General features: G+C 40.8%; 21 protein-coding genes. 4 read left to right on the top strand and 17 right to left on the bottom strand.

From position 1 onward, the window contains the following. The first annotated feature begins 54 nt into the window (after positions 1-54). Complete coding sequence (locus tag B9Y69_RS02415) at positions 55-642, top strand: outer membrane beta-barrel protein (protein WP_085471403.1); 588 nt, start codon at positions 55-57, stop codon at positions 640-642. 345 nt (positions 643-987) lie between these two features. Then, the gene (locus B9Y69_RS02410; protein WP_085471402.1) at positions 988-2292 is read left to right on the top strand and encodes a DEAD/DEAH box helicase; all 1305 of its coding nucleotides are present in this window, start codon (positions 988-990) and stop codon (positions 2290-2292) included. Between the two features lie 320 nt (positions 2293-2612). Here B9Y69_RS02410 and coaD read toward each other — a convergent pair whose 3' ends face one another. Genes coaD through B9Y69_RS02395 form a run of 3 tightly spaced genes read right to left on the bottom strand, consistent with a single transcriptional unit; the run spans position 2613 to position 4427 of the window. Next, positions 2613-3080 (bottom strand): pantetheine-phosphate adenylyltransferase, encoded by a 468-nt coding sequence (coaD, locus tag B9Y69_RS02405; RefSeq protein ID WP_085471401.1) that lies wholly within the window; start codon positions 3078-3080, stop codon positions 2613-2615. A gap of 22 nt (positions 3081-3102) precedes the next feature. Next, complete coding sequence (locus tag B9Y69_RS02400; protein WP_085471400.1) at positions 3103-3642, bottom strand: RsmD family RNA methyltransferase; 540 nt, start codon at positions 3640-3642, stop codon at positions 3103-3105. Continuing rightward, positions 3633-4427 (bottom strand): DUF3822 family protein, encoded by a 795-nt coding sequence (locus B9Y69_RS02395; protein WP_085471399.1) that lies wholly within the window; start codon positions 4425-4427, stop codon positions 3633-3635. Before B9Y69_RS02395 ends, B9Y69_RS02400 begins: the two co-directional genes overlap by 10 nt. An 89-nt stretch (positions 4428-4516) precedes the next feature. Here B9Y69_RS02395 and B9Y69_RS02390 point away from each other — a divergent pair, with 89 nt between their 5' ends. After that, on the top strand, positions 4517-5938 hold the full coding sequence (locus B9Y69_RS02390) for an ATP-dependent DNA helicase (protein WP_085471398.1): 1422 nt from the start codon (positions 4517-4519) through the stop codon (positions 5936-5938). Then, entirely contained in the window at positions 5928-6473 is a 546-nt protein-coding gene (locus B9Y69_RS02385; RefSeq protein WP_085471397.1) for a hypothetical protein, read from the top strand. The genes B9Y69_RS02390 and B9Y69_RS02385 overlap by 11 nt, the downstream gene beginning before the upstream one ends. Here the strand turns inward: B9Y69_RS02385 and B9Y69_RS02380 are convergent. From B9Y69_RS02380 to B9Y69_RS02315, 14 genes are all read right to left on the bottom strand, one after another. Further along, positions 6456-7328, bottom strand: a complete 873-nt coding sequence (locus B9Y69_RS02380; protein ID WP_144036485.1) for a hypothetical protein — start codon at positions 7326-7328, stop codon at positions 6456-6458. The two genes, B9Y69_RS02385 and B9Y69_RS02380, sit on opposite strands and share 18 nt — an antisense overlap. 10 nt (positions 7329-7338) lie before the next feature. Then, positions 7339-8361, bottom strand: coding sequence for a Holliday junction branch migration DNA helicase RuvB (gene ruvB / locus B9Y69_RS02375; RefSeq protein WP_085471395.1), 1023 nt, complete (start codon positions 8359-8361; stop codon positions 7339-7341). A 64-nt stretch (positions 8362-8425) separates the two neighbouring features. Next, positions 8426-9151, bottom strand: a complete 726-nt coding sequence (locus tag B9Y69_RS02370; protein WP_085471394.1) for a polyprenol monophosphomannose synthase — start codon at positions 9149-9151, stop codon at positions 8426-8428. Between the two features lie 82 nt (positions 9152-9233). Next, on the bottom strand, positions 9234-10718 hold the full coding sequence (locus B9Y69_RS02365; RefSeq protein ID WP_200811735.1) for a peptide MFS transporter: 1485 nt from the start codon (positions 10716-10718) through the stop codon (positions 9234-9236). 49 nt (positions 10719-10767) lie between these two features. After that, positions 10768-12525, bottom strand: coding sequence for a peptide MFS transporter (locus B9Y69_RS02360; protein WP_085471392.1), 1758 nt, complete (start codon positions 12523-12525; stop codon positions 10768-10770). Between the two features lie 163 nt (positions 12526-12688). After that, positions 12689-14269: a peptide MFS transporter gene (locus tag B9Y69_RS02355; protein ID WP_085471391.1), complete on the bottom strand. Its 1581-nt coding sequence runs from the start codon at positions 14267-14269 to the stop codon at positions 12689-12691. Between the two features lie 122 nt (positions 14270-14391). Beyond that, entirely contained in the window at positions 14392-15192 is an 801-nt protein-coding gene (locus B9Y69_RS02350; RefSeq protein ID WP_134433322.1) for a hypothetical protein, read from the bottom strand. 128 nt (positions 15193-15320) lie between these two features. Next, on the bottom strand, positions 15321-16205 hold the full coding sequence (locus B9Y69_RS02345) for a sugar phosphate isomerase/epimerase family protein (protein ID WP_085471389.1): 885 nt from the start codon (positions 16203-16205) through the stop codon (positions 15321-15323). Positions 16206-16224: 19 nt separating this feature from the next. Next, on the bottom strand, positions 16225-16953 hold the full coding sequence (locus tag B9Y69_RS02340; RefSeq protein ID WP_085471388.1) for a (Fe-S)-binding protein: 729 nt from the start codon (positions 16951-16953) through the stop codon (positions 16225-16227). Next, the gene (locus tag B9Y69_RS02335) at positions 16950-18257 is read right to left on the bottom strand and encodes an MFS transporter (protein ID WP_085471387.1); all 1308 of its coding nucleotides are present in this window, start codon (positions 18255-18257) and stop codon (positions 16950-16952) included. The genes B9Y69_RS02340 and B9Y69_RS02335 overlap by 4 nt, the downstream gene beginning before the upstream one ends. Before the next feature lie 36 nt (positions 18258-18293). Next, positions 18294-19595 carry a D-alanyl-D-alanine carboxypeptidase/D-alanyl-D-alanine-endopeptidase gene (locus B9Y69_RS02330; RefSeq protein ID WP_085471386.1) on the bottom strand — a complete coding sequence of 434 codons (1302 nt, stop codon included), beginning with the start codon at positions 19593-19595 and terminating at the stop codon, positions 18294-18296. 75 nt (positions 19596-19670) lie between these two features. Further along, positions 19671-20192 carry a hypothetical protein gene (locus B9Y69_RS02325; protein WP_085471385.1) on the bottom strand — a complete coding sequence of 174 codons (522 nt, stop codon included), beginning with the start codon at positions 20190-20192 and terminating at the stop codon, positions 19671-19673. 217 nt (positions 20193-20409) lie between these two features. Further along, positions 20410-21528 (bottom strand): TlpA disulfide reductase family protein, encoded by a 1119-nt coding sequence (locus B9Y69_RS02320; protein ID WP_085471384.1) that lies wholly within the window; start codon positions 21526-21528, stop codon positions 20410-20412. Positions 21529-21549: 21 nt separating this feature from the next. After that, entirely contained in the window at positions 21550-23094 is a 1545-nt protein-coding gene (locus B9Y69_RS02315; RefSeq protein WP_085471383.1) for a PKD-like family lipoprotein, read from the bottom strand. Positions 23095-23105 lie beyond the last annotated feature (11 nt).

Here is a 23105-nt window from a genome sequence, read left to right as displayed (position 1 = left end):
TGAACCAAATAGAAAAATAGTCAGTATTTAAGAACAAAATTAATTTAAAGTACTATGAAAAAGTTATTCTTAACATTAACAGCTGTAGCAGCACTAACATTAGCTTCAAACGCACAAACTGAAAAAGGAAAATTCATCGTTGGTGGTCAAGTTGGTTTCCAATCTTCAAAAGTAAAAGATACAGACGCAAAAACTAACTCATTCTCTATCAACCCTACTGCTGGTTACTTCGTAAGTGACAACTGGGCAATTGGTACAGGTGTAGGTTACAACTTCGGTAAAGTTGAAACAGGCGCAGACAACAGCATAAAAACAAGCTCTTTTCAAGCAGCTCCTTTTGTAAGAAACTATGTAGGTAACGGTCAATTCAGATTCTTCTCTCAATTGTCAGTTCCTATGGCATGGGGAAAAACTACTACAGAAGTTGCAAGTGTTGAAACAGATCGTAAATTTGAGACTTACGGTGTTGAATTAGCGCCAGGTTTTGCTTTCTTCCCTACTAACCGCGTTGGTATTGAATTGAAAGTTCGTGGTTTGTACTTCGAGCACAGAAACGAAAAAACTGCTGATATCAAAACAAACACTTTCGGTTTAGATGCTAACTCTTTAGCACCAACTTTAGGTGTTCAGTTCCACTTTTAATCGGAAGCTTTAACAAGCCTTAAATAAGAGAAGTGCCAGTTTAACGACTGGCACTTTTTTTTGTTCACTGCCCTCAGTATACTTAGGACGACTTACCATCTCAGTACCTCCATCTCTCAAAAAGAAAGGCTTCAATCGGGGAGATTGAAGCCTTACTAACTAACCAATTATTAACCTAAATTATGAATACTAGTACTAGTTCAACTTACATGCCAAAACCAATTAGCAAGCTCCATTTAACACTTCTTAACAAGATCCAGACATAATGCTGACAAAGTCACGCCTCACACCAGGCTTCCTCGAATACCAACCGCCTAGCTCGCAAAAAAAGTGTACTTTTGTGACATGACAATACAGCAGATATTAGACAGGATGCAGATAGCCGAATTGAACGACATGCAAAAAGAAGTTCAAGAACGGTATAATCCAAATGCTGACTTTATATTACACTCTCCTACAGGCTCCGGAAAGACACTCGCATTTACGATGTTGTTGGACAAACACCTTAAACAAGACAAACCAGGTGTTCAAGCTCTAATTTTGGTTCCCACTCGAGAACTTGCCTTACAAATTGAACAAGTAGTAAAAAAAGTTCTTGTAGGCTATAAAGTAACCTGTTGTTATGGCGGTAATGACACCAAGGTGGAACGAAACAAACTGCGTGAAGCGCCTGCCATCCTAATCGGAACACCTGGTCGTATCCTCTACCATATGGATCGCAATCACTTCGACCCCCAGACCATCTCGGCTTTGGTGCTCGATGAATTTGATAAATCATTGGAATTCGGTTTTATCGGACAGATGACATCAATTGTAGAACGTCTGACCAACCTGACCAATAGGATCCTGACATCTGCCACCACGATGACAGATATTCCGACGTTCACAGGAATAGGCGAATATGTCATGGTAAATTACTTGGACAACAGTGCAGCCGCACCGAAGCTCAGTATCAAGAAAGTTATTGCACCGGCGCAACACAAGTTAAAAGCTTTATTCAAGCTGCTCTGCAAAAATGGTCCAAAGAAAACATTAATCTTTTGTAACCACCGTGAAGCGGCTAATCATATCAGTGAACTACTGGAAGACCGTGAAATCATACACGACCTTTTCCATGGTGGCCTCGAACAAGTGGATCGCGAAATAGCGCTTTTAAAATTCAGAAACAATTCGAATCGTATATTAATCACCACGGACCTCGCAGCTCGCGGACTCGATATCCCGGAAGTAGACACTATTATCCATTATCAACTTCCTTATAAAGAGGATGCTTTTATTCATCGTAATGGTCGTACAGCACGTATGCAATCAAGTGGTGAAGTTTACGTAATCCTGAAACCTGAAGAGGATTATCCTTATATTGATAAGGACTGTCCGGAAGAATTGTTGGATGGTGAATATGACCTGCCACCAAACTCTCCTTTCGCTACACTTTACATTACTGGTGGTAAGAAAGATAAAATCAACAAAATAGACATTGTAGGCTTTATCCTCAACCTAGAAGATGTTCAAAAAGATGATTTAGGGATCATTGAAGTCAAGGAGAAAGAAGCCTATGTTGCTGTAAAGCGTTCTATTGCTTTAAGTATCATTAAACAAGCCAATAATCAAAAAATCAAAGGCAAGAAAGTACGCGTTGGACGGACGTAGGGTTTTAGTTGATAGATCGTAGTCTGTAGAAGGTAGTTTCGTTTGTAGTTTGTAGAGGGGAGTTTGTAGTTTATAGAGGGGAGTTTGTAGTTCCCTGATGCTGGCGCGAGCCTGTGGCTCGTGTCCATTAATATTAGTTGTTGTTGATAATAAGGAAGGACACGAGCTAAAAGCTCGCGCCAGCGAGAGAAGGATTCGTGCTAAGGCAAGTTGCTACAGGTTGCAAAATCCCTCAAGCGACACCTAACTGTTAAGCGTAGCCACAATATCTTGTGGCTCTACCAACCACGAACCACTATCTACCAACCACGAACTACGGACTACAAACTAATAAACTGCAAGATCTCTTTAGGCACGAGCTCCGTCGTGTCTCCTCCATTAGTGAGAATATCGCGAACGATGGTGGAAGAGATATGGCCAAGGCCAGAACGCGCCATAAGAAAATACGTTTCAATATCTGCAGCTAGTAACAAGTTATTTTGAGCAATCGCATTCTCAAATTCAAAATCATTGGTATTACGTAATCCTCTCAAGATATAGCTAGCGCCTACACGACGACAAAAGTCAACCGTTAAACCTTGGAATTGTTGTACCTCAATTTTTTCATTCCCGGCAAACAATAAAGCTATCGAAGAAACTCGGTCATCAAAAGCCATAATACCTCTCTTTGAGGGGTTGACACCTACGGCGATAATGATTTTATCAAATAACTGAAGACCTCTTTCAACTAAATCCTGATGGGCAAATGTAAATGGATCAAAAGATCCTGCAAATACAGCTACTTTCATATGTTACATGTTAGTATACCAACTACTTTGAATATGTATAAAAACTAAAAGAGGAATAACCATACTTCCGTGTCTCCACAAAAAAAACAGAGTCGTCCATCTTGCGCGTCGATGGGTGTTCGACCACCAATAACCCGCCTTCATTTAACAATCCAGCAGCCAAAATGTTATTGGCCAACATCGGTAACACCGGCAGGTCATAAGGCGGATCAGCAAAAATAAAATCGTACTGCGATTTAGTGCTGGTGATAAATTTTAAAACATCCGCCTTTCGTGGATGAATCGCTCCTGCTTCCAACTTTTTGGCCGTTTGGGTAATATATTGTACACATTTGAAATGTATGTCCACTGCATCCACTAATTTGGCGCCACGTGAAGCCAATTCAAAGCTAATATTTCCAGTTCCCGCAAAAAGGTCTAAACAATCCGCATCCTCAAAGTCTATCTTATTATTCAAAATATTGAACAGCGCTTCTTTAGCGATATCTGTTGTCGGCCGCACTGGCAATCCCGCAGGTGGCGTTAAACGCAAGCCACCATGTTTCCCCCCTATTATTCGCATAGATGAGCATCAATTAGCGTATTCAAAACCTCTATCTGACTTGAAGGTAAAGCCGAAGGATACCGAACTGCGGTACGCGTCTCCATAAAATGAAGCTCTTTACCATACGCCACCAATCCCGTAGCACGCACATCATCTTTGGTTATGCCGGAAACAATAAGGCGGTCGGCAACTCCTTCTGTACCTACCTGTTTTAGTGTATTCAGAATAAAGTAATGTAAATCTCCAGCCACGTTGGCTTCGAAAGTGCTATACATTTGAAATTGATTGTCTACAAAGGCGTAAATATCGGCCTGACAATCGCGTACATGAACCCCCACTAAAGTTCCTGCAGCAGGAATAAAAGATTGTACCTGACTTAACACGGTTTGAAAATCAGTTCCAAACTTTGCTTCCGGAAAAATCTTTCGCCAACGATTGTGCAACAGCAAATCATATTGATAACAAGCTGTCGCTTCCAATGCAGCAATCGAGAGAAAATTTGTCCGCTCCGATTTATCATCTAATAGAAAATCTTGATAATGCTTTTTGTCTGCTTCTTCAAAAACCTCAGTAGGCACAAAAATCAAGCTTTGTACCGGTAAATTAATATACACCTGTTGAAAAGGTAATCCCAGTAACTTAACAGCTTCACCATCGGGCATATCTGCCGGGTAGCTGTATAAAACCTCCACCTCATTGGCTGCATTCAAGACGAGTAAAGTATCGTTGATAAAATCTGTTTTCACCAATAGTTTATAGCTGGGCAGATAGTGTAACTGAAAATTCTTTGATGTATAATTCATGTATTTGTCGTATAACCCCAATAAGAAGCGTCGCAAAACAAAATTAGCTTTTACAATTGAATTGACCAACCTTTTGGATAACTTTGACTATGCATATCCAGAAACTCCTAACCCAACAGTTCCATTGGCCTCCAACAGTACAACAATCTGCTGCATTCGCCTTACTAGAGGAGTTTCTTTCCGTCTTTCATCCGCTCCATTGCTTTATCCTGAAGGGTTATGCGGGAACGGGAAAGACAACAATTATTAGTGCTTTAGTAAAAACATTACCTCATATCCGCAAACGAAGTGTACTATTGGCTCCTACGGGCAGAGCAGCCAAAGTCATGAGCCATTATGCTGGACGAAAAGCCTTTACCATTCATAAAAAGATATACCGAAAAAAGAGTGCTGCGAGCATTGATATGGATTTCGTACTGGCCGAAAATTTACATGAAGACACCTTGTTTATTATTGATGAGGCCTCTATGATTTCAGATGATGGGGTTCAGTTTTTTTCCCGTAGCCTGCTGGATGACCTGATTCGATATGTAAGAACCGGAAAAAACTGTTCGCTTATGTTTGTCGGTGATATAGCACAGCTGCCTCCTGTCGGCATGGTAGAAAGTCCAGCCTTAGACCCCGCCCACCTTAGCGCCAACTATCATCTACAGGTCTTTCACTATGAACTCCAAGAGGTTGTCCGACAAAAGCAGGAATCTGGCATTCTGTTCAATGCTACCCGGATTCGAGATGATATCCGCGAAGAGCAGCAAGACAACCTCAATTTTCCACAGATACAAACGAAAGGGTTCCATGATATCTTTCGGATGAATGGAGACCGTCTCATTGAAGGATTACACTACAGTTACGACAATTTTGATATAGAAAACACCATCGTTATCTGCCGGTCCAATCGTTCGGCAAACCTGTACAACAAACATATTCGGAATCAAATTCTTTTTCGAGAGGAGGAAATAACCGGAGGAGATTTAATTATGGTGGTTCGCAATAACTATTATTGGTTGCAGCAACACGACGAGGCAAATACAGGATTTATCGCCAATGGCGATTTAGCCCGTATCCGCAAGGTGACCAATATGCATGAACAACATGGCTTTCGATTTGCAGATATCGCACTTGATTTCTTGGACGATGATGAATTAGATCCCATTACATGTCGGGTACTGTTGGACAGTATCTATGTAGACGCTCCAAATTTACCTTACGAACAGCAGCAACAGCTGTATGAAGCCATTGCTAACGATTATGCTGACATTCCCACAAAAAAAGACCGTATGGAGGCCATTAAAAAAGATCCGTATTACAATGCGCTACAGATAAAATTTGCGTACGCAATTACATGTCATAAAGCACAAGGTGGTCAATGGCCTTGCGTTTTCGTTGACCAAGGTTATCTCCATGATGAAATGTTGAACACGGATTTTTTACGTTGGCTTTATACCGCGGTAACACGGGCTACTCAACAGCTGTTTTTAGTAAATTTTAACCCCAAGTTTTATGGTGAGTAATCCACAAATAGAAAAATTCTTTAAAGAGGAAATACGACATTACCAGGCAAAAAGCTTTTCATTTGCTTTTGTCCAACAACATCATCTTTCACTTCAAGAACTACTCACCTACTCTTTTCATACCGACGATCAAATCGCCTTTAGAGCAGCGTGGCTCCTCGAGCATGTTATGCTGAAAGAGCATCAGTTGTTATCTACAATTTACGACGATTTTATAGGTTTGCTACCCCAGCAAACAAACTGGAGCGCCATTCGCAGCTACACTAAGCTGTTGATGATTGCAACCGATAAAAAGACCGCGAAAAAAAGCACGCCTACGCAAGAGGAAATTATTATTGAAACGGTTTTTAGTTGGATGATCGATCCGAAGTGTCCCGTTGCCACACGCGTTAATTGCATGGATGTGCTATACAATTTGAGCAGCAAGCATCCCTGGATAAAGGATGAACTTGCTGCTCAAATTCAATATCATCTCCGAAACCCATCAGCCGCATTGGCTAGCCGTGGTAATCGTGTCTTAAAACGTATACTTTAAACCTATCGAAGTAAAGTTGTACATGTCATTCTTTGCACCAGAGCGACGCATCCCATCTGGACCAAGCGGATCAAAGCCATCCAGATCTTCATCTCCGGAGAAGTTAAACTGGCTGTTCAGTACCGCACTAAAGTAACGACCATTCATAGATCGATCTTTATTTATAGGCACCGATAGACCGATATTTACAACAGGAAGAATAACGCTCTTCGTCTTTTTCTTATACATAATAACATCTGCCATCACCGGATTTCCATCTCCATCCAGAATAGGAGCACCTGCACCGTCAAGCACCGGAATCTGTCCAACATCTTTTGGTCCATTAGCATCCCCTCCAATCAAATCTTCGTACCCTACCCGCGTGACATCATTAAATTTGTAATTATTAAAAACGGCACCAGCGCCAGCACCAATATACAAGCCATTTAAAATATTACGCGCGACAAAACCTTTACGCATCAAATCACGCTCCGAGATAAAGAACCGATAAGGAAAAACAGTCACATTCAAGAAACCCGCATAATAACTGTTACTCGCTTCTCGAGGATCCCAATCAACTGATGTGGTATCTGTATTACCTGTAGCCTTCAATTTCCCAAACTGTCCTTCCAATCCCACAAAAAGACCTTTATACAAGCGGTAGTCACCTTTTAGGAAAACCCCGTACCCCATATTACTGGTAAACCCGTCCGGTTTGATGTCTCCATACAACAGGGTCGGACCACCGCCAACCGTTACATTATACTTACCATCTTGATCGCCACCAGCAATCGGTGGGCATTTTAACTGTGCACTTGCTACAAATGGCAGTGCCAAACTAACTATCGAGCAACAAATCAGTGTACGTAGCGTCATTCGTTTTCTGTTAAAAAAGTGTATTTCCCTTAGTGTAATTTATCTTACCTAGATGTTTATAAGCGATATCAGTACATTCACGCCCCCGCGAGGTACGCATCAAATATCCTTCTTGTATTAAGAAAGGTTCGTAGACCTCCTCTATTGTCCCTTCATCCTCTCCAACTGCCGTAGCAATCGTTTTTAAACCAACGGGCCCCCCCTTAAACTTATCTATAATAGTGGTCAAGATTCGATTATCCATCTCGTCCAAACCATTTTCATCTACATTTAGCGCATTCAAGGCATACTGCGCAATGGCCCGATCAATAGAACCATTACCTTTTATCTGCGCAAAGTCTCGTGTCCGCCGCAATAAAGCATTCGCTATACGCGGTGTGCCTCGACTTCTGCGTGCAATCTCATACGCTCCCTCCTCGCTAATCGGAGTATTTAATATTTGTGCTGAACGCAAAACAATCGTTGTCAAGAGTTTTGCATCGTAGTACTGCAAACGAGAATTTATACCAAAACGCGCCCGTAAAGGCGCCGTTAGCAAACCCGAGCGCGTCGTTGCACCAATTAGCGTAAAGGGATTTAATGTAATCTGTACCGACCGTGCGTTCGGTCCTGTCTCTAACATGATATCAATCTTAAAGTCTTCCATAGCTGAATACAAGTATTCTTCTACCAAAGGACTTAACCGATGGATCTCATCGATAAACAACACATCTCCCTCTTCCAAGTTAGTCAACAATCCTGCCAAATCTCCCGGTTTATCCAATACCGGACCCGAAGTGATTTTTATATTCACTCCCATCTCGTTGGCGATGATCAGCGAAAGCGTCGTTTTCCCCAAACCCGGAGGCCCATGTAGTAGCACGTGATCGAGCGCCTCTCCTCTTAATTTCGCTGCTTTAACAAAAATAGACAGGTTTTCTAAGATCTTATCCTGACCAGTAAAATCCTCAAATGCCTGCGGACGCAAAGCTCTTTCGATGTCTTTGTCAGCAGCATTTAATCGCTCTGGATTGGGATCAAGATATTCGTTCATGTTTACTCCTTTATTAATCTTATGGTCTTTTATGTCGACTCAACGACACACACCTGTTTTAAATTTACTTCCAACGTTTAAACCAACTTTCCACCTTCAGTTGGATGACTCCAAAGAAGGCTTCTCGAAAGATCCGTGTACTCATCTTTGACTCCCCTTCTGTTCGATCGGTAAAGATAATAGGTACTTCAACCACTTTAAATCCATATTTTATGGCTTTAAACTTCATCTCAATTTGAAAGGCATAGCCCACAAACTTAATTTCATCCAACGGAATTTTCTCTAATACCTTCCGCGAGAAGCAGACGAAGCCGGCTGTCGCATCTTGAATGTCAATTCCAGTAATGAAACGTACATATACCGAGGCAAAGTACGACATCAATACCCTGCTCATCGGCCAGTTCACCACATTTACCCCTTGGATATAACGGGATCCAATGGCCATATCTGCCCCCTCAACACAGGCCTCGCGCAAACGAACCAAGTCCTTCGGGTTGTGACTAAAGTCGGCGTCCATCTCAAAGATATACGCATAATGACGATCTAATGCCCAACGGAAGCCATGTAGATAAGCTGTACCTAACCCTAACTTACCCTTTCTTTCCTCTATAAACAAGCGATCGACAAATTCTGTTTGTAATCGTTTGACAATATCTGCTGTTCCATCAGGAGAACCATCATCAACGATAAGAATATGAAAATCTACCGCTAACGAAAAAACCTTCCGAATAATTTTCTCAATATTCTCCTTTTCGTTATAGGTTGGAATAATAACTATACTGTCTACCACGGACGCTATTATTAATTATCTCTTAAAATAAAAAAAACTTTCCTCGTATACCGAGGAAAGATACAAAAAACTATATGTTTATCTAGTTTACGCCGTGCATCAATTTCTTGATAAATGGCGATAACAAGATTATGGTAACCCCAGCTATCACAGAATAAATAGCCAATTGGTGATACCCCGCGGTATAGCCCAACAATTTATCCATCAAAGAAGCATTATCATCCGGCGAAGACATATTAGCACCGAGCAAACCAGCTACGTATTGTCCGTAGGCACTCGCTAAGAACCAAAGTCCCATCATCATACCGCCTAGATGCTTCGGTGATAATTTAGTAATCATCGACAAACCAATCGGAGACAAACACAACTCTCCCAATGTTACAGCAAGGTAAGCCAGTGTAAATATACCCAATAAGGTCTTCCCGTCCGCATCAGCAAAGAAACGCGTACAGAAGAAAATGTAATAAGCCCCCGCCAACAACAAGAACCCCAATCCAAACTTAACGACGGTATTTGGTTCAATCTTTTTCTTAGCCATCGCTAACCAAACCAGACCGAGCAGCGGACTAAAGATAATAACAAATAAAGAGTTTGCCCCGTTATTTACAACGTTCGGATCGATGTTAACCCCCAAGAGGTTATGGTGTAAATTATTATTCGCAAATAAGGCCAAAGAACCACCTGCTTGTTCAAAAATTGCAAAAAACAAAATAGAGAACAAAATGAGTGTCAATGCCGCAATAAGCTGCTGACGCACCGCTTTATCTTTTTCTTTAAATAGCATAAAGAAGAAATACAATAAAGCTAATGGTCCAATTACATACATAAACATATCCGTATAGGATGTGTTATGAATCATAATAAAAATCAAAGGAATACAAAGTAGCGCCCCAACGTATACAAGTACTTCGCGTGTCACTTTCTTTGTTTTTGGCAAGTGTTCTATCGGGCTATTACCAATTGGGCCCAAGTGTCTCTTTGTTGCCAAGAAAACAATGATACCAATAACCATTACAATGGCCGCAGCTAAAAAGGCGAGGTTCCAAGAGTGACTTTTACCAAGCCAGACACAAAGTGCACCACCTAATAGGGCTCCTATGTTAATTCCAGAATAGAACATTCCAAAACCAGCATCCCGTCTTGCATCTCCATCTTTGTACAACTCTCCCACCATGGAAGAGATATTCGGTTTAAAGAACCCTGTCCCAATAATAGTTAAGGCAATACCAAAGTAAAAGAATTGATGTGGATCTATAGCGATCAAACCGTTACCCGCAATCATCAGGATCGCACCAAAAGTTAACGAACGTTTAAAGCCTAATATCTTATCGGCAAAGATACCACCAACAAAAGTAAAGGCATATACAAAGGCTTGGATAGCACCATACTTTAAGTTGGAATCCTTTTCTGAAAGAAAAAGTTGATCTACCATAAAGATGGTTAGTACCCCCCGCATCCCATAGAAACAAAAGCGTTCCCACATTTCCACCAAAAACAAATACCACAATTGCTTTGGATATTTACCTTCAAAGTTCTGGATTTCCTCTAATGTAAGCTGTTTTGACATATCAATATATACTAAAAAATGCTCCCCAAGGGAAGCATTTCAATGAATGTTATTTAATTCCGTGCATTAATTTCTTAATCACTGGGTTCAGCACCATCACCAACAGACCTGCTGCTGCCGGAATAATGGTAAACAAGAAGAAGAAATGACTTAACGAGTAGTTCTCTTGAATCGTTTCGACCTGTCCCCCTAAAATGGCGGCTAGCTTTTGGGCAATAGCAATAGCTAAATACCACATACCGAACATAAAGGCGAGCATGCGTGCTGGCACTAGCTTCGACACATAAGAAAGCCCTACCGGTGAAATAAATAATTCACCCAAGGTATGAAACAGGTACGTCAACACAAGGAATACCATCGATATCTTTACACCAGGCCCCGCACCGAGGGCACCAACACCTAAGATCAAGAAGCCGATCGCTACTAAAATAAGACCGTAACCATATTTCATCGCTGCTGGTGGATTAAATTTGGAATCCCAAATTTTAGAAACCGAAGAAGCCAAAGCGATAATAAAGAAAGAGTTTAAGATGGAGAACCAAGAAACTTTAATCTCTGAAATTTCCGCCGTAAACTCATTGTACAGCATCCATATACCTGCTGCCCATATTAGTAGGAAACAAACAAAAAGAATAATATTTGACCAAGCGATCTTCGTCCATGTAACCAAGGCTAACTTGATCAACACCCAAGAGATAATAATCAACGGAACGATCGTCAATAATGTATTTACGATATTGAACACCAATAAGCTATTTCCCGTCAACTCACGGTTTACATAATCACGCGCCACAAGGACCAATGAGGTAGCTCCTTGCTCAAAGCTCATGAAGAAGAAAACCAAGAAGAAGGCCAATAGAATTACGCCATACATCCGATCTCTTACAACTTTCGCATAACGCTGTATACGCGACACGACAAGAACCAAGAACAACACCAAGGCACCAATGATCATAATATTCTGCCCGCGTAAAAATGACGTATCTAAAAAGGCAAAAACATCGAGTACATTGTTTTTAGAAAGTGGGTCATTGAAAGCGTATACAAAACCTACCACCCCAACGATCGTCATCAAAATGATGTCTATTGTTGTAAATTTATTGTGCTTCGTTTCACCTGCTTCAAGATCTGCTTTCACATCTTTAGTCGCTCTTTCAGCTTTATCCAGAATTCCTAATTTACCTAACAAAGGTCCTGCTAACCAAAACTGGAATGTACCGAGCAACATAAAGATTCCGGCCAGGCCGAATCCCCAGTGCCAGCCCACAGTTTCTGCCAGGTATCCACAAAGCATCATACCAAAGAAAGCTCCGGCATTTACCCCCATATAAAAAATCGTGTATGCACCATCTTTCTTCTCGGGCAGTTGCTTATACATCTCACCTAAGATTGCGGGCATGTTTGGCTTAAAGAAGCCGGTACCAAGCACCAAACAGCCTAAACCAATAAAGAACATTATCGGCGAATCAAAAGCCATTGACGCATGTCCTAACGTCATGATTGCGGCTCCAATGATTACGGCTGCACGAGAGCCAATATACTTATCCGCAATAACACCGCCGAAAATCGGCGTAATGTAAAGTAGCATCGCATACGTACCGTAAAGTGCACCTGCCTGCTCCGCTGTCCAACCCCAACCCGGATTAGCCCCCAATACAGAAGCTGTAAGAAACTGAATCAAAAGAACACGCATTCCATAGAAAGAGAAGCGTTCCCACATTTCGGTGAAGAAAAGGACAAACAGTCCGGACGGATGACCTAAGACTTTACCTTCCTCTTGAAGTGAAACCGAAGAATTTTCTGACATAAATATTAAATTAAGATGGCCAAATTTACAGAAAAATTAAAAGAAAAACTCGTCATCACGAAGAGAAGTTACAGAACAACTTTATAACAAAAACATATTACAAAGGATGGCTAGACTCCGCTCGCAATGACGAGATTATTTACATGTTTAAAAAAAGCTCCGATTAATTAATACCGTGCATCATCTTTTTAAGCAACGGACTGAATATCAACAAAAGCAATGCTGCTCCTACTGGAAGTGCTGCAATAATCAAGAAGAAGGTACTCATAGAGAAGTTCTCTGCTATTTTATCAATAAGTCCACCTGTAACACCCGCTAGTTTATTTGCAATCGCGGATGCCAAGAACCAGAAACCAAAGATTAAACCTAAAAATTTCTTTGGAGACAGCTTACTTACATAGGAAAGACCTACTGGAGATAAACACAATTCACCTGTTGTATGGAAGAAATAAGCCAATACTAACCAGATCATACTCACGGACGCGGTCTTAGCACCCTGAGGAATACTCATACTACCATAGGCCAACGCAACAAAGCCAATCCCAACCAATAACAAACCTAAAGCAAACTTAACGGGTCCTGTTGGATTCCAAACACGTTCCCAAAACTTACTAAAAGAAGAAGCTAGCGTGACGATGAAGAAAGCGTTTAAGATCTGAAACCATGAGACAGTAACCTCTGTTTCCAATGAGGTAAACTCACGTTGCACTTTCCATAAACCTAAAAACGTAATGGCCAAGAACGACAGTGCGGTAAAGAAAATAGTTAATGGATATTTTCCGGCAATCTTTTTCGCTAAGCTGTACAGCACGTAGGTAACAATTAAAATAGGAAGAATGGTTAACGCAGCGTCAATCCATTTAAAGGTAGTTGCCGCACTCCCTACAAGTACACGTTGCGTGAAATCTTTAGCAAAGATAGACATCGATCCCCCTGCTTGTTCAAACGCAAAAAAGAAGAAAATACTAGCTACCATCAATACGGCAACCACGATTAATCGATCGCGTACCACATTCGCTGGCGTGTGTTCTTCTTCTTCCTCTTTTTTCGTTTCCCCGATAATTCCTTTACCCTTTGGTTGATCACCGATAATACCGAAGATCTTCTGCGCAAAGAAAAACTGCAACATACCAAAGAACATAAATACACCCGCTAAGCCGAAACCATAATGCCAGCCAATTTTTTCACCCAGGTAACCACACAACAAAGAACCTAAGAAGGCTCCAGCGTTGATTCCCATGTAAAATATGGTATAGCCAGCATCTTTTTTAGCGCTTGTATTTGGATACAATTGTCCAACCATTGAGGAGATGTTTGGTTTGAACAAACCATTTCCTAGGATCATGAACAGCAAACCTAAATAGAAGAAATTCTTATCGAATCCCTCCAGCGCCATAGAGGCATGCCCTAATGTCATTACTAAAGCGCCCAATAAAATCGCTTTTTTATATCCTGTAAGTTTATCTGCAATTATACCACCGAGCAGTGGTGTGGCATATACCAACATGGTATACCAACCATAAAGAGACATGGCTTCTTCATTACTCCAACCCCATCCGCCTTTTGTTATTTCAGAAACGAGGAACACGGTCAACAAAGCCCGCATACCGTAGTAACTAAAGCGTTCCCACATTTCGGTAAAGAACAGCACGAACAGACTCGCTGGGTGCCCTAATACCATTTTGTCGTCAACTCCCTGCTTCGCCAGGTGGTTAACCAACACGTCATCTTTTACTTCTGTCATAAATTTTAAGTTAATGCTATAAAAATCTGCAATCGCTCGGATTTTAGATTTACAATTGTTATTATCTCCTTACAAAGAAAACAAAAAACGGCACATTTTTAGAATCTTATTTGGACGAACTTCTAAAATCCACTACTTTTTTTGGGAATCGCTTTACCGGGAACGATGTTTAAGTGATCTTCTTCTCGGGGTGGGTTCTGGAAAGGAATATTGCTTTTCAACACCAGTTTACCTTGCTCTATAACATAGGCATCATACGTTAAATCTGGGCCATAATACGCAAATTTCCCAACTAAATTAGGGGCTGCAGGCACGATATGGTCAAAAATAAAACTATTTTTATCCTTATGATATTTCAAATACATGGATGCTTGACTGGTGTATTTGAAGATACGTCGACTCCATATTGGGTTGTCAGAAAACACTTTTTTACCCAATGAATACACGCCATTTTCGAAATGTAAAATTTCAATTACTTTCTGGGTATACGTTGGTTCATGTCCTTTCCAACCCAACAGAACATAGGCATCCCCCATGGAAACGATATCGTAGTACTGCGCACCATACCAATGGTCAGGTTTTAAAATATCTGAATCTGGATTCTCTACCCAAAAGGTCTTATCTAACAAGGGGACCAAATCCAGTTTCCCATCCTTAGTTTTCGTTTGAATAGCCCCATAATACAGGTAAGAACCGTCATTTAAGGGTATGTTCCAAGAAAAAATCCGAAAGCGATCATCTGGTGCTTTAACCACAGAAATCATATTTAGCTTCTCAAAGTTATACATATAGGAATGTTTCTCCTTGAGTGCCGACACCAATGATTTCACAAAAGTAAAGTTCTTCTCTAGTCGCTCTGCCTCTCCTTTTAAGCGGTACATATCCTTGCCTAACATAAGCAAGCTATCTTGCCACTTATTCATGTTATAAAAGTTCACCTGCGCTTGCAAACGTCCTCCTATTGTCAGTATCGAAATAAGCAGAAGGAATCTAAAGAAAAACTTTACCATAACAAACTATCTCACTGTTTTACAGATTTTAATTCTAAAATCTATAACGACTTAAATTTTTCCAACAATTTCTTAGAAGCAATAATACCATCTACCTCAGACAAATTACTTCCTTCATACTCAATCCCTACATATCCTCTAAATCCAGCGTCTTTAACAATTTTCATCATGCGTGCATAGTCTACTTTTGTTTCGTTGCCGCTAGCATCAAAATCATGTGTCTTCGCACTTACCCCTTTCGCATAAGGCATTAAATCAATCACACCTTGATAACGATCGTATTCATAGAAGTTACCAAAGTCAGGTAAACTACCACAATTCTTCTTTCCAACCGTTTTCAACACATCAGATAACCAATCTCCGTGTGAGGAAATACCACCGTGATTTTCAACGATAACATTGATTTTCGCTTTCTTGCCATAATCAGCTAATGTGCTTAGACTATGTACGACCTGATTCTTCACTTCTTCTGGGGTACCTTTACCCGCAGCATTTACGCGAATAGCACCGCAACCTAAGAAAGCTGCCGCGTCAATCCATTTATAATGGTTTTCAACAGCCTCTTTACGTTTTGCCTCATCAGCATCACCTAAGTTACCTTCACCATCAACCATGATTAAAACGTTCTTTACGCCATTATCTTTAGCGCGGTGGTTTAAATCCTTGAGGTACGTCATGTCTTTAGCTTTATCCTTAAAGAATTGGTTCACGTATTCAACACCGTAGATACCAAATTTCTTGGCAGCAAGCTCTGGGAAATCGATATTTTTTAAATCTCCTTTAAACAACGTCTTGTGCAACGACCATTGTGCTAACGAAATTTCAAACCATGATTTTTTCGCAGCAAATAAATCCAACGAGGGTGCCATTGTAAGACCTGCCGTAGCTAAGCCTAAGTTTTTCAGAAATGTTCTTCTTGAGTTCATTGATTTTGTTAGGTTTTAGTTAAATATTTGCCCAGCCAGATGTTAAAACATCGGCTATATGTTTCGTTTTTATGGGTAGCTCATGCTTATCGATGTAACCTTGTAGCTGCATCAAACAGGAGCTATCTGTTGATATGATAAAATCAGCCTTTACGGCCAATGCATTTTGTACTTTTTGTTCAGCCATTGCTGCCGATATACCTTCAAATTTGACGGCAAAAGAGCCGCCAAAGCCGCAACAGCTTTCCTGATCTCGCATCTCCAACAACTCCAATCCACCGACGTGACTTAATAATCGACGCGGTTCATCGCGAATTCCACATTCCCGAAGAGCCGAACAGGCATCGTGGTACACAGCCGTACCGACCAACTCTGCACCAAAATAGTCTTTTTTAAGCACATTTACCAAGAAGTCAGTAAGTTCATATACATTCCCTTGAATATTTCGACAGCGGTTATGCTCTATCGAATTTGTAAAAAGATCATTATACCCGTTCTTAACCATTCCGACACACGATCCAGATGGAGATACGATGTAACAGTCGTCCGAAAAATCGTTCAAGAATTTAGTCCCTACTTTTTTTGCTTGATCCCAAAACCCCGCATTGTAAGCAGGCTGTCCACAACACGTCTGTGCCGGATTGTACGCCACTTCACACCCTGCTTTCTCTAACAATTTAACCGTACTGAATGCGGTTTCAGGATATATCTGATCGATAAAACACGGAATAAACAACTCTACTTTCATGAACCAACGGTTTTATTAAACTTTAACACCCGAGTTAACAAAAGCAACCCGATTAGAAAAAACACCGATAAGAATAAGGCTGACAAACGTATATTACGCGTCAGTTGCTCTATTAGACCAAATGAGATCAAACCAACCACAATGGCAATCTTTTCGGTAACATCATAAAAACTAAAGAATGAAGCCGTGTCTTTGATATTAGCCGGCAAAAATTTAGAATAGGTGGAACGTGACAACGATTGGATTCCTCCCATAACCAAGCCTACAACACATGCCAGCAGATAGAATTGCATCTCCGTTGTAATATAAAACGCAGATAAACAAACTCCAATCCACACAAAAACCACGGCCATCAGCACCTTAACGTTTCCAAAACGTTTGGACAACAATGACATCAAGAATGCACCGGCGATCGCAACCAATTGGATTAAGAGAATCGTAATAATAAGCTTCGAGCTTTCCAATTTCAACTCTTTAGCCCCAAAGGCAGCTGCCACAATCATGACCGTCTGTACCCCTGCCGCATAAAAAAAATAAGCAGGAAGAAAGCGTCGAATTGCTATAATTTTATTGATTTTCTTCTGTACAATACGAAATTCCAAAACCACTATACGAAAGAGGTTCTTGGATGCGCGCACAGCCGATCTCTGATTATTGGGAAGAGCCCGAAAAGGAATCGTAGCAAAACCAGCCCACCATAAACCGACCAGGAGAAAAGACAATCGTGGCCCGAACGAAGGGTCAGTGATACCAAACCAATCGGGTTTTAGGATAAACACCAAGCAGATGATCTGCAAAGTTACGCAGCCGACGTATCCGTACGCAAATCCTTGCGCACTCACTTTATCCTGCTGCTCCACCGACGCGATTTCAGGCAGGTAGGAATTATTAAACAGAACTCCACCAATGTACCCCATCGCAGCAACGGCAAATAGAATAATGCTTATTTCCAGTGTTTCCAGCTTAAAAAAGAAAAGCCCCATGCACGATGCGGCCCCCAAGTAGGTAAAAAACATCATGATTTGCTTTTTTCGTCCTTTTACATCCGCATACGAAGAAATAAAAGGAAGTGCAAAAGCCATCAACAGGTAAGCAGCAGCTAAAGCAAAATTTGACAAAGCAGTATTTACAACCTTAAAGCCAAAGAAGTTAACAATATCACCGTTCTCCTTAGTTTGGGTGATTGCCGTATAATAAGCCGGAAAAATAGTAGAAGTAATGACGAGGTTGTAAGCTGAATTTGCCCAGTCATACATCGACCAGGCACGTATTATTTTTTTATTGTTTTTTTCAATGATTGCCATACGTAAGAAGCGAAGATACCAATAGATTTGAACTTCCTAATAATTCTGTCTAATAAAAGTAATCAATCGAACCATTTCCTTACGCACGGGACTAGCAGACCCTATAAAATTGTTATTCATAAAGGAAAAAACGAGGTTTCTTCCCGATCGCGTTTTGATAAAACCGCTTTGGCAATGTACCGAAGTAATCGTTCCTGTCTTTGCCCATACAAAAGGCTCCCCTCGATCTAAACTGTAAGCTGACTTTATTGTTCCATCGACTCCCCCCGTGGGGAAAACATGGTGAAGATCGTCCGGATTCGTTAACTCCGCTTGAACAAGAAGCAGCAATTCGACCATGCTACGCGGCGTCACCTTATTGTATGCAGACAATCCACTTCCATCATTCAAGTCAATTTTATCTGTAAAGTAATGATAATAGGTATCCATCATATACTTACGCAGTTCGGCCGTCCGAAATGAACCGAACTTCTCCATAGCGGCCACCATGGTGAGCTGCTCTGCCAAAAAATTATCACTTGGAAGCATCATTTCCCGCAAAACAGTTTTGGTGTCGATAGAATAAAGTACAGTAATATCCTTCGGTTTCTGGTATTGAATCCGTTCCACCGTTTTATGAAGCGTATCTTGAAGAAGCTCTACAAAAAATGAAGGTGAATAGCGAAAAGGCTTTTCATTCACATAGTTATTTGGAACACGAGTCGAATTCATATAAAACAAATTAGCATCGAAGCTCCGCGTTAAGTTAAATTTCTTCCCCTGCTGTTCCTTCACCGAAATCTGTGCGTTAAAAAAAGAAGGTTCCGTAACCAATCGCCCAGCCTTTTCCCGGAAAGTCACTACATTCCCATAGATTGGAAAGCTGCTTAATTCTGGCTGATAGTACTCTTCAAAATCTTCAATTGCCCAACCATTCCGATAAAATGGTTCTTCGACGGATTTCTCCTCTACATAAAACAGCTTTTTATCCGTTTGTTTTAATAGGTTATACACCTTTCTGGAATCCAACTTACTATGTAAGAAGGTTGGATCCCCAGTTCCCCAGAAAATCAAAGAGTCTCCGCGCGTGACATACTGTAACCCAGGGATAGAATCTCCAATATTTTTCAAGGTGGTGAACAGGGTAAAAACTTTGGTATTAGAAGCCGGTGTAAAGTATTTATCTTCTTGTGTACCAAAAAGAAATCTATTTTGATCTAGATCGTACAGGTTAAAACCATAAAAATAGCCTTTCAGTACTGTAGAATTGTCAAATTCATATTTTAATGCATCAAACTCCTGCGCCTGAGCCCGCACAAAAAAAATGGACAATAAAGCACTTAAAAGGTATCTATTCATAATGTAAACATACAAAAAGGAATAGAAAAACCCGGTGAGAAGAAGCACCGGGTTCCTTGAAAAAAAGAATTGCAACTATTTTTTTACACCTTTTTTGGTGCGTAGCAACTTAATATTCCCACGGAGGTCAATATAAAAGGTATGTACGTTTAAGTAGGGATGCGTCGCGTGGATACTTGTTGTAAGCGCAGCGGCAAACTCATCATGCCGTTTCTCTTCTCCCTTTTTGAGATAGGCTTCCGTTAAATATGCCTTGTATGCGCCACAATTTTCATGTTCTACGATGTAAACATCCTCGATATGATGGAGATCAAGCGATATATTTAAATGCATATCCCAGATATCTTTCCATACATGCAATTTTTTCTTTTCTTCTTCGCTCACCGTCACAAAATGCCCTTGCAGCTTCGGGTTCTCCCGCTGTGTCATCAACGCAGCCCCCGCTAAAGCAAAGAGGTCATATCGATTGGTGAGGTTATCGTAATTTAGAAACTCTTGCAAATTGTCTGTTAAACGCAAATCTATACAACTCAGAACAAGCACATTACCTTGCGGCACATCATAACCATCTTTTGGATAACTTAAGTTGGAACACATAGTTTATAATATTTAAAAGTGATAAATTAATAAGTATAGCGTTTCAGTACTGTCGTACTGAAACCTTATTTTTTAACAAATGAAATTCGATTTAGTTAAAATAAAATACTTAAAATATAATTATAAACTTATAAACAACATTTGTTCCAAAAAAACTTTCCTATGCTATATGCCATATCGTATACCTTTAGCAAAGCTTATTACTGGATCTAAAAAACTACCGCAACAAACTCTGCACCTTTGCGAACAAGGTCTCCCCTCTCAAATTACTGGCAACAATATTACCGTTAGCATCAATCAACACGTTTTGTGGAATAGCACGTACACCGTACAATGCAGCGGCTGGTTCTTTCCATCCTTTAAGACTGGAAACATGATGCCAAGGCATGCCATCCTTTTCAATGGCAGCGGTCCATCTGGACATGTCATCATCGAGTGAAACGCTAAGCACAGTAAATCCTTTATCTTTAAATGCCTCATAAGTTTTCACAACATGTGGATTTTCTTTACGGCAAGGGCCACACCAACTCGCCCAAAAATCAACTAGGGTGTACTTATTCTTCTGAAGGATACTATGCAGGCTCAATTCTTTACCCTCTGGTGTAGTAGAAGAAAAATCCTTATACGGCTGCCCCGTTAGATCTCCCTTTGCCAAAAGCAACCGTTCTCCGAATTCTTTGCCCAGCATTGTTGCTTTAAGATCGGCACTTAATTTATCATAAAAAGGAAAAGTAGTTTCATAATTAGCCATACGCCCCTGTGCTGTTTTTTCCAATTGATGAAGAGCAACATATGAATTTGGATTTTCCAAAACAAATTGATGAATGGTCTCTCTTCTAAAGCGGGTATATACATCCAAATCTTCCAACACCTTGGTGATGTATGCCTTTTTTTCATCTCCTTCCGGCATATCTTTAAACTGACTTAAAGCATTAAAAATTTTATGCTCTTCTGGCCTTAGTTTTTGCGCTAACTTTTCGTAGTTTTTCGCTAAATCCGTCCCCGACACCGTAGCTTGAGCAAGGGATTTCTTAGCCGACAAATTTACCGTTCCCTCAGCAAGAAAAACATCAAACCGGTCACCTGCCTCTTCCCCTAAGAAGCTGACCTTACCAACAGTCGGTGCATTAAGCGTCCCTTTAAACGAAAACCGGCCGTTCTTTACCAACACGCTATCCACGACTTTTGAGTCTTTATTTTCGTAGTAAAGCTTGATAAATTTACCGTTATCAGCAGCTGGCACCTGGCCTTGCAGCGTAAAATTAGTTGTTTGCGAAAACGCCAAAACAGGCGCCGCGACTAACATAAAAAGCATTTTTAATTTTGTTCTTTTCATTCTTTAGTTTTTTGAAAGTGATTAATTAATAGCGCGCCAATTGATATCTTTAATCTTTATCATATCTGTCCACGTGCTGTTATCCTGTAATGAAAGCTCGACTACATTCGGGTTCGTTCCAACCCGGAAGCGTCTCAGCGTACCTTTTGATGCCGTATCGTAGGTCGCGATATAGAGACTATTGACCACATGGTCCATTTGGGTATCAAATTTAACCATGGTTACCTCCGCATCCCCCAACTCCGGAAATGTATATATCTTCTCAAAACCAGGGTTGTAATCATAGGCATACAAAGTTTTACCCACCGCATAAAAGACAACCGTTCTATTGGATGAAAAAGCATATAGACTCGCTTTATCGAAATCAGTTGCGATAGCTTTCACTTTATAAGCGGCACGTTTGGCGGGATTGGTTCCATTCGCATAAAATTTATAGATATGAGATGTGTTATCTGTATCCTTCATAATAGCAAAGGAATTTCCATTCGTTGATCCACCATCCGTATTCCGGGTGTTCTCCGCATACACCAAGGTGCGTCCGACAGGTTGATTCCATGGGAACACATCATTTACTCCATCAGTCAACGGAGTTGAGGAGGTAGAAACTCCAATACTGGTATGATTTAAAAAGCGTTGGTTACGTGTATCATACCACATAATACTACTCATACTTCCAATCGGATACAATAAATATGGCGCTGCAGGAATACGTACATCCGGTGCCGAAGCGACTCGGTTTATCGGATTGTTATAGAAATCGCCCCCCATAATCAATGGCACACTGGAGAACACATCACCACCGACCGTTACCAATGCACGATACAAAGTACTGCCGACAGCTCCAGCTGCCGTACGCACCTGCGGAGCGATAACGACGGGGTGCACCGTTTGTGGATCTATTTCATCCGAGGTGAATAAAAAGCGTCCTAAATTATTTGCTGTGGTAGCCGTCATGGTAGCACGATCAAGAAAATAAGACCCTGTTTTTGTCATGGCCCAGAGGCGGATATAGGAGGCGTCACCGGCCGTATGTACAAGGCTAATCGGTTCCCGCAACGACGGTAGGCCACTTTTAGAAAGAATACCTTTAATATGCAACGTATCCGACAACATAGATAACATCTCTGCTTCCGCAAATCCGCTCTCATTTTCGCCCATAATCAAAAGTCCACGGGAATAGGCCGTACTAACCGTTATTTTTGTATTAGCCGTCCAGGTAACGCCGGTCACCTTATCCATCACCCGATAAAACAGGTCGTAAGGAACAGGATTAAGGAGAATGGGATACGATAAGTTCCTTTCCCTACTTATCGTATCAAACGTCAGTGAGCCTGTTTTAAGAATCCACAGATACTCATATCTATCGCTACCAGACTGTTCTTCAGTCGCCGTAATAGTAGGATTAATGTGCAAGGTATCAAGCCCCGTACGCACCATATAATTAGTAAGAACACCCTTAATATCTAATTCATTAATATCCTTATAATTGTAATTACCTAAATCTTTACTACAGGATAATATAGCTAGCATGCAGCTAAAGATGAGCGGAAAATATAATAATTTCATTTTTCAATCTT

The sequence above is a fragment of the Sphingobacterium psychroaquaticum genome (assembly GCF_900177625.1).
Lineage (GTDB): Bacteria > Bacteroidota > Bacteroidia > Sphingobacteriales > Sphingobacteriaceae > Sphingobacterium > Sphingobacterium psychroaquaticum.
Note: the sequence above shows the minus strand (reverse complement) of the source record. Positions and strands in the feature narration are given on the sequence as shown.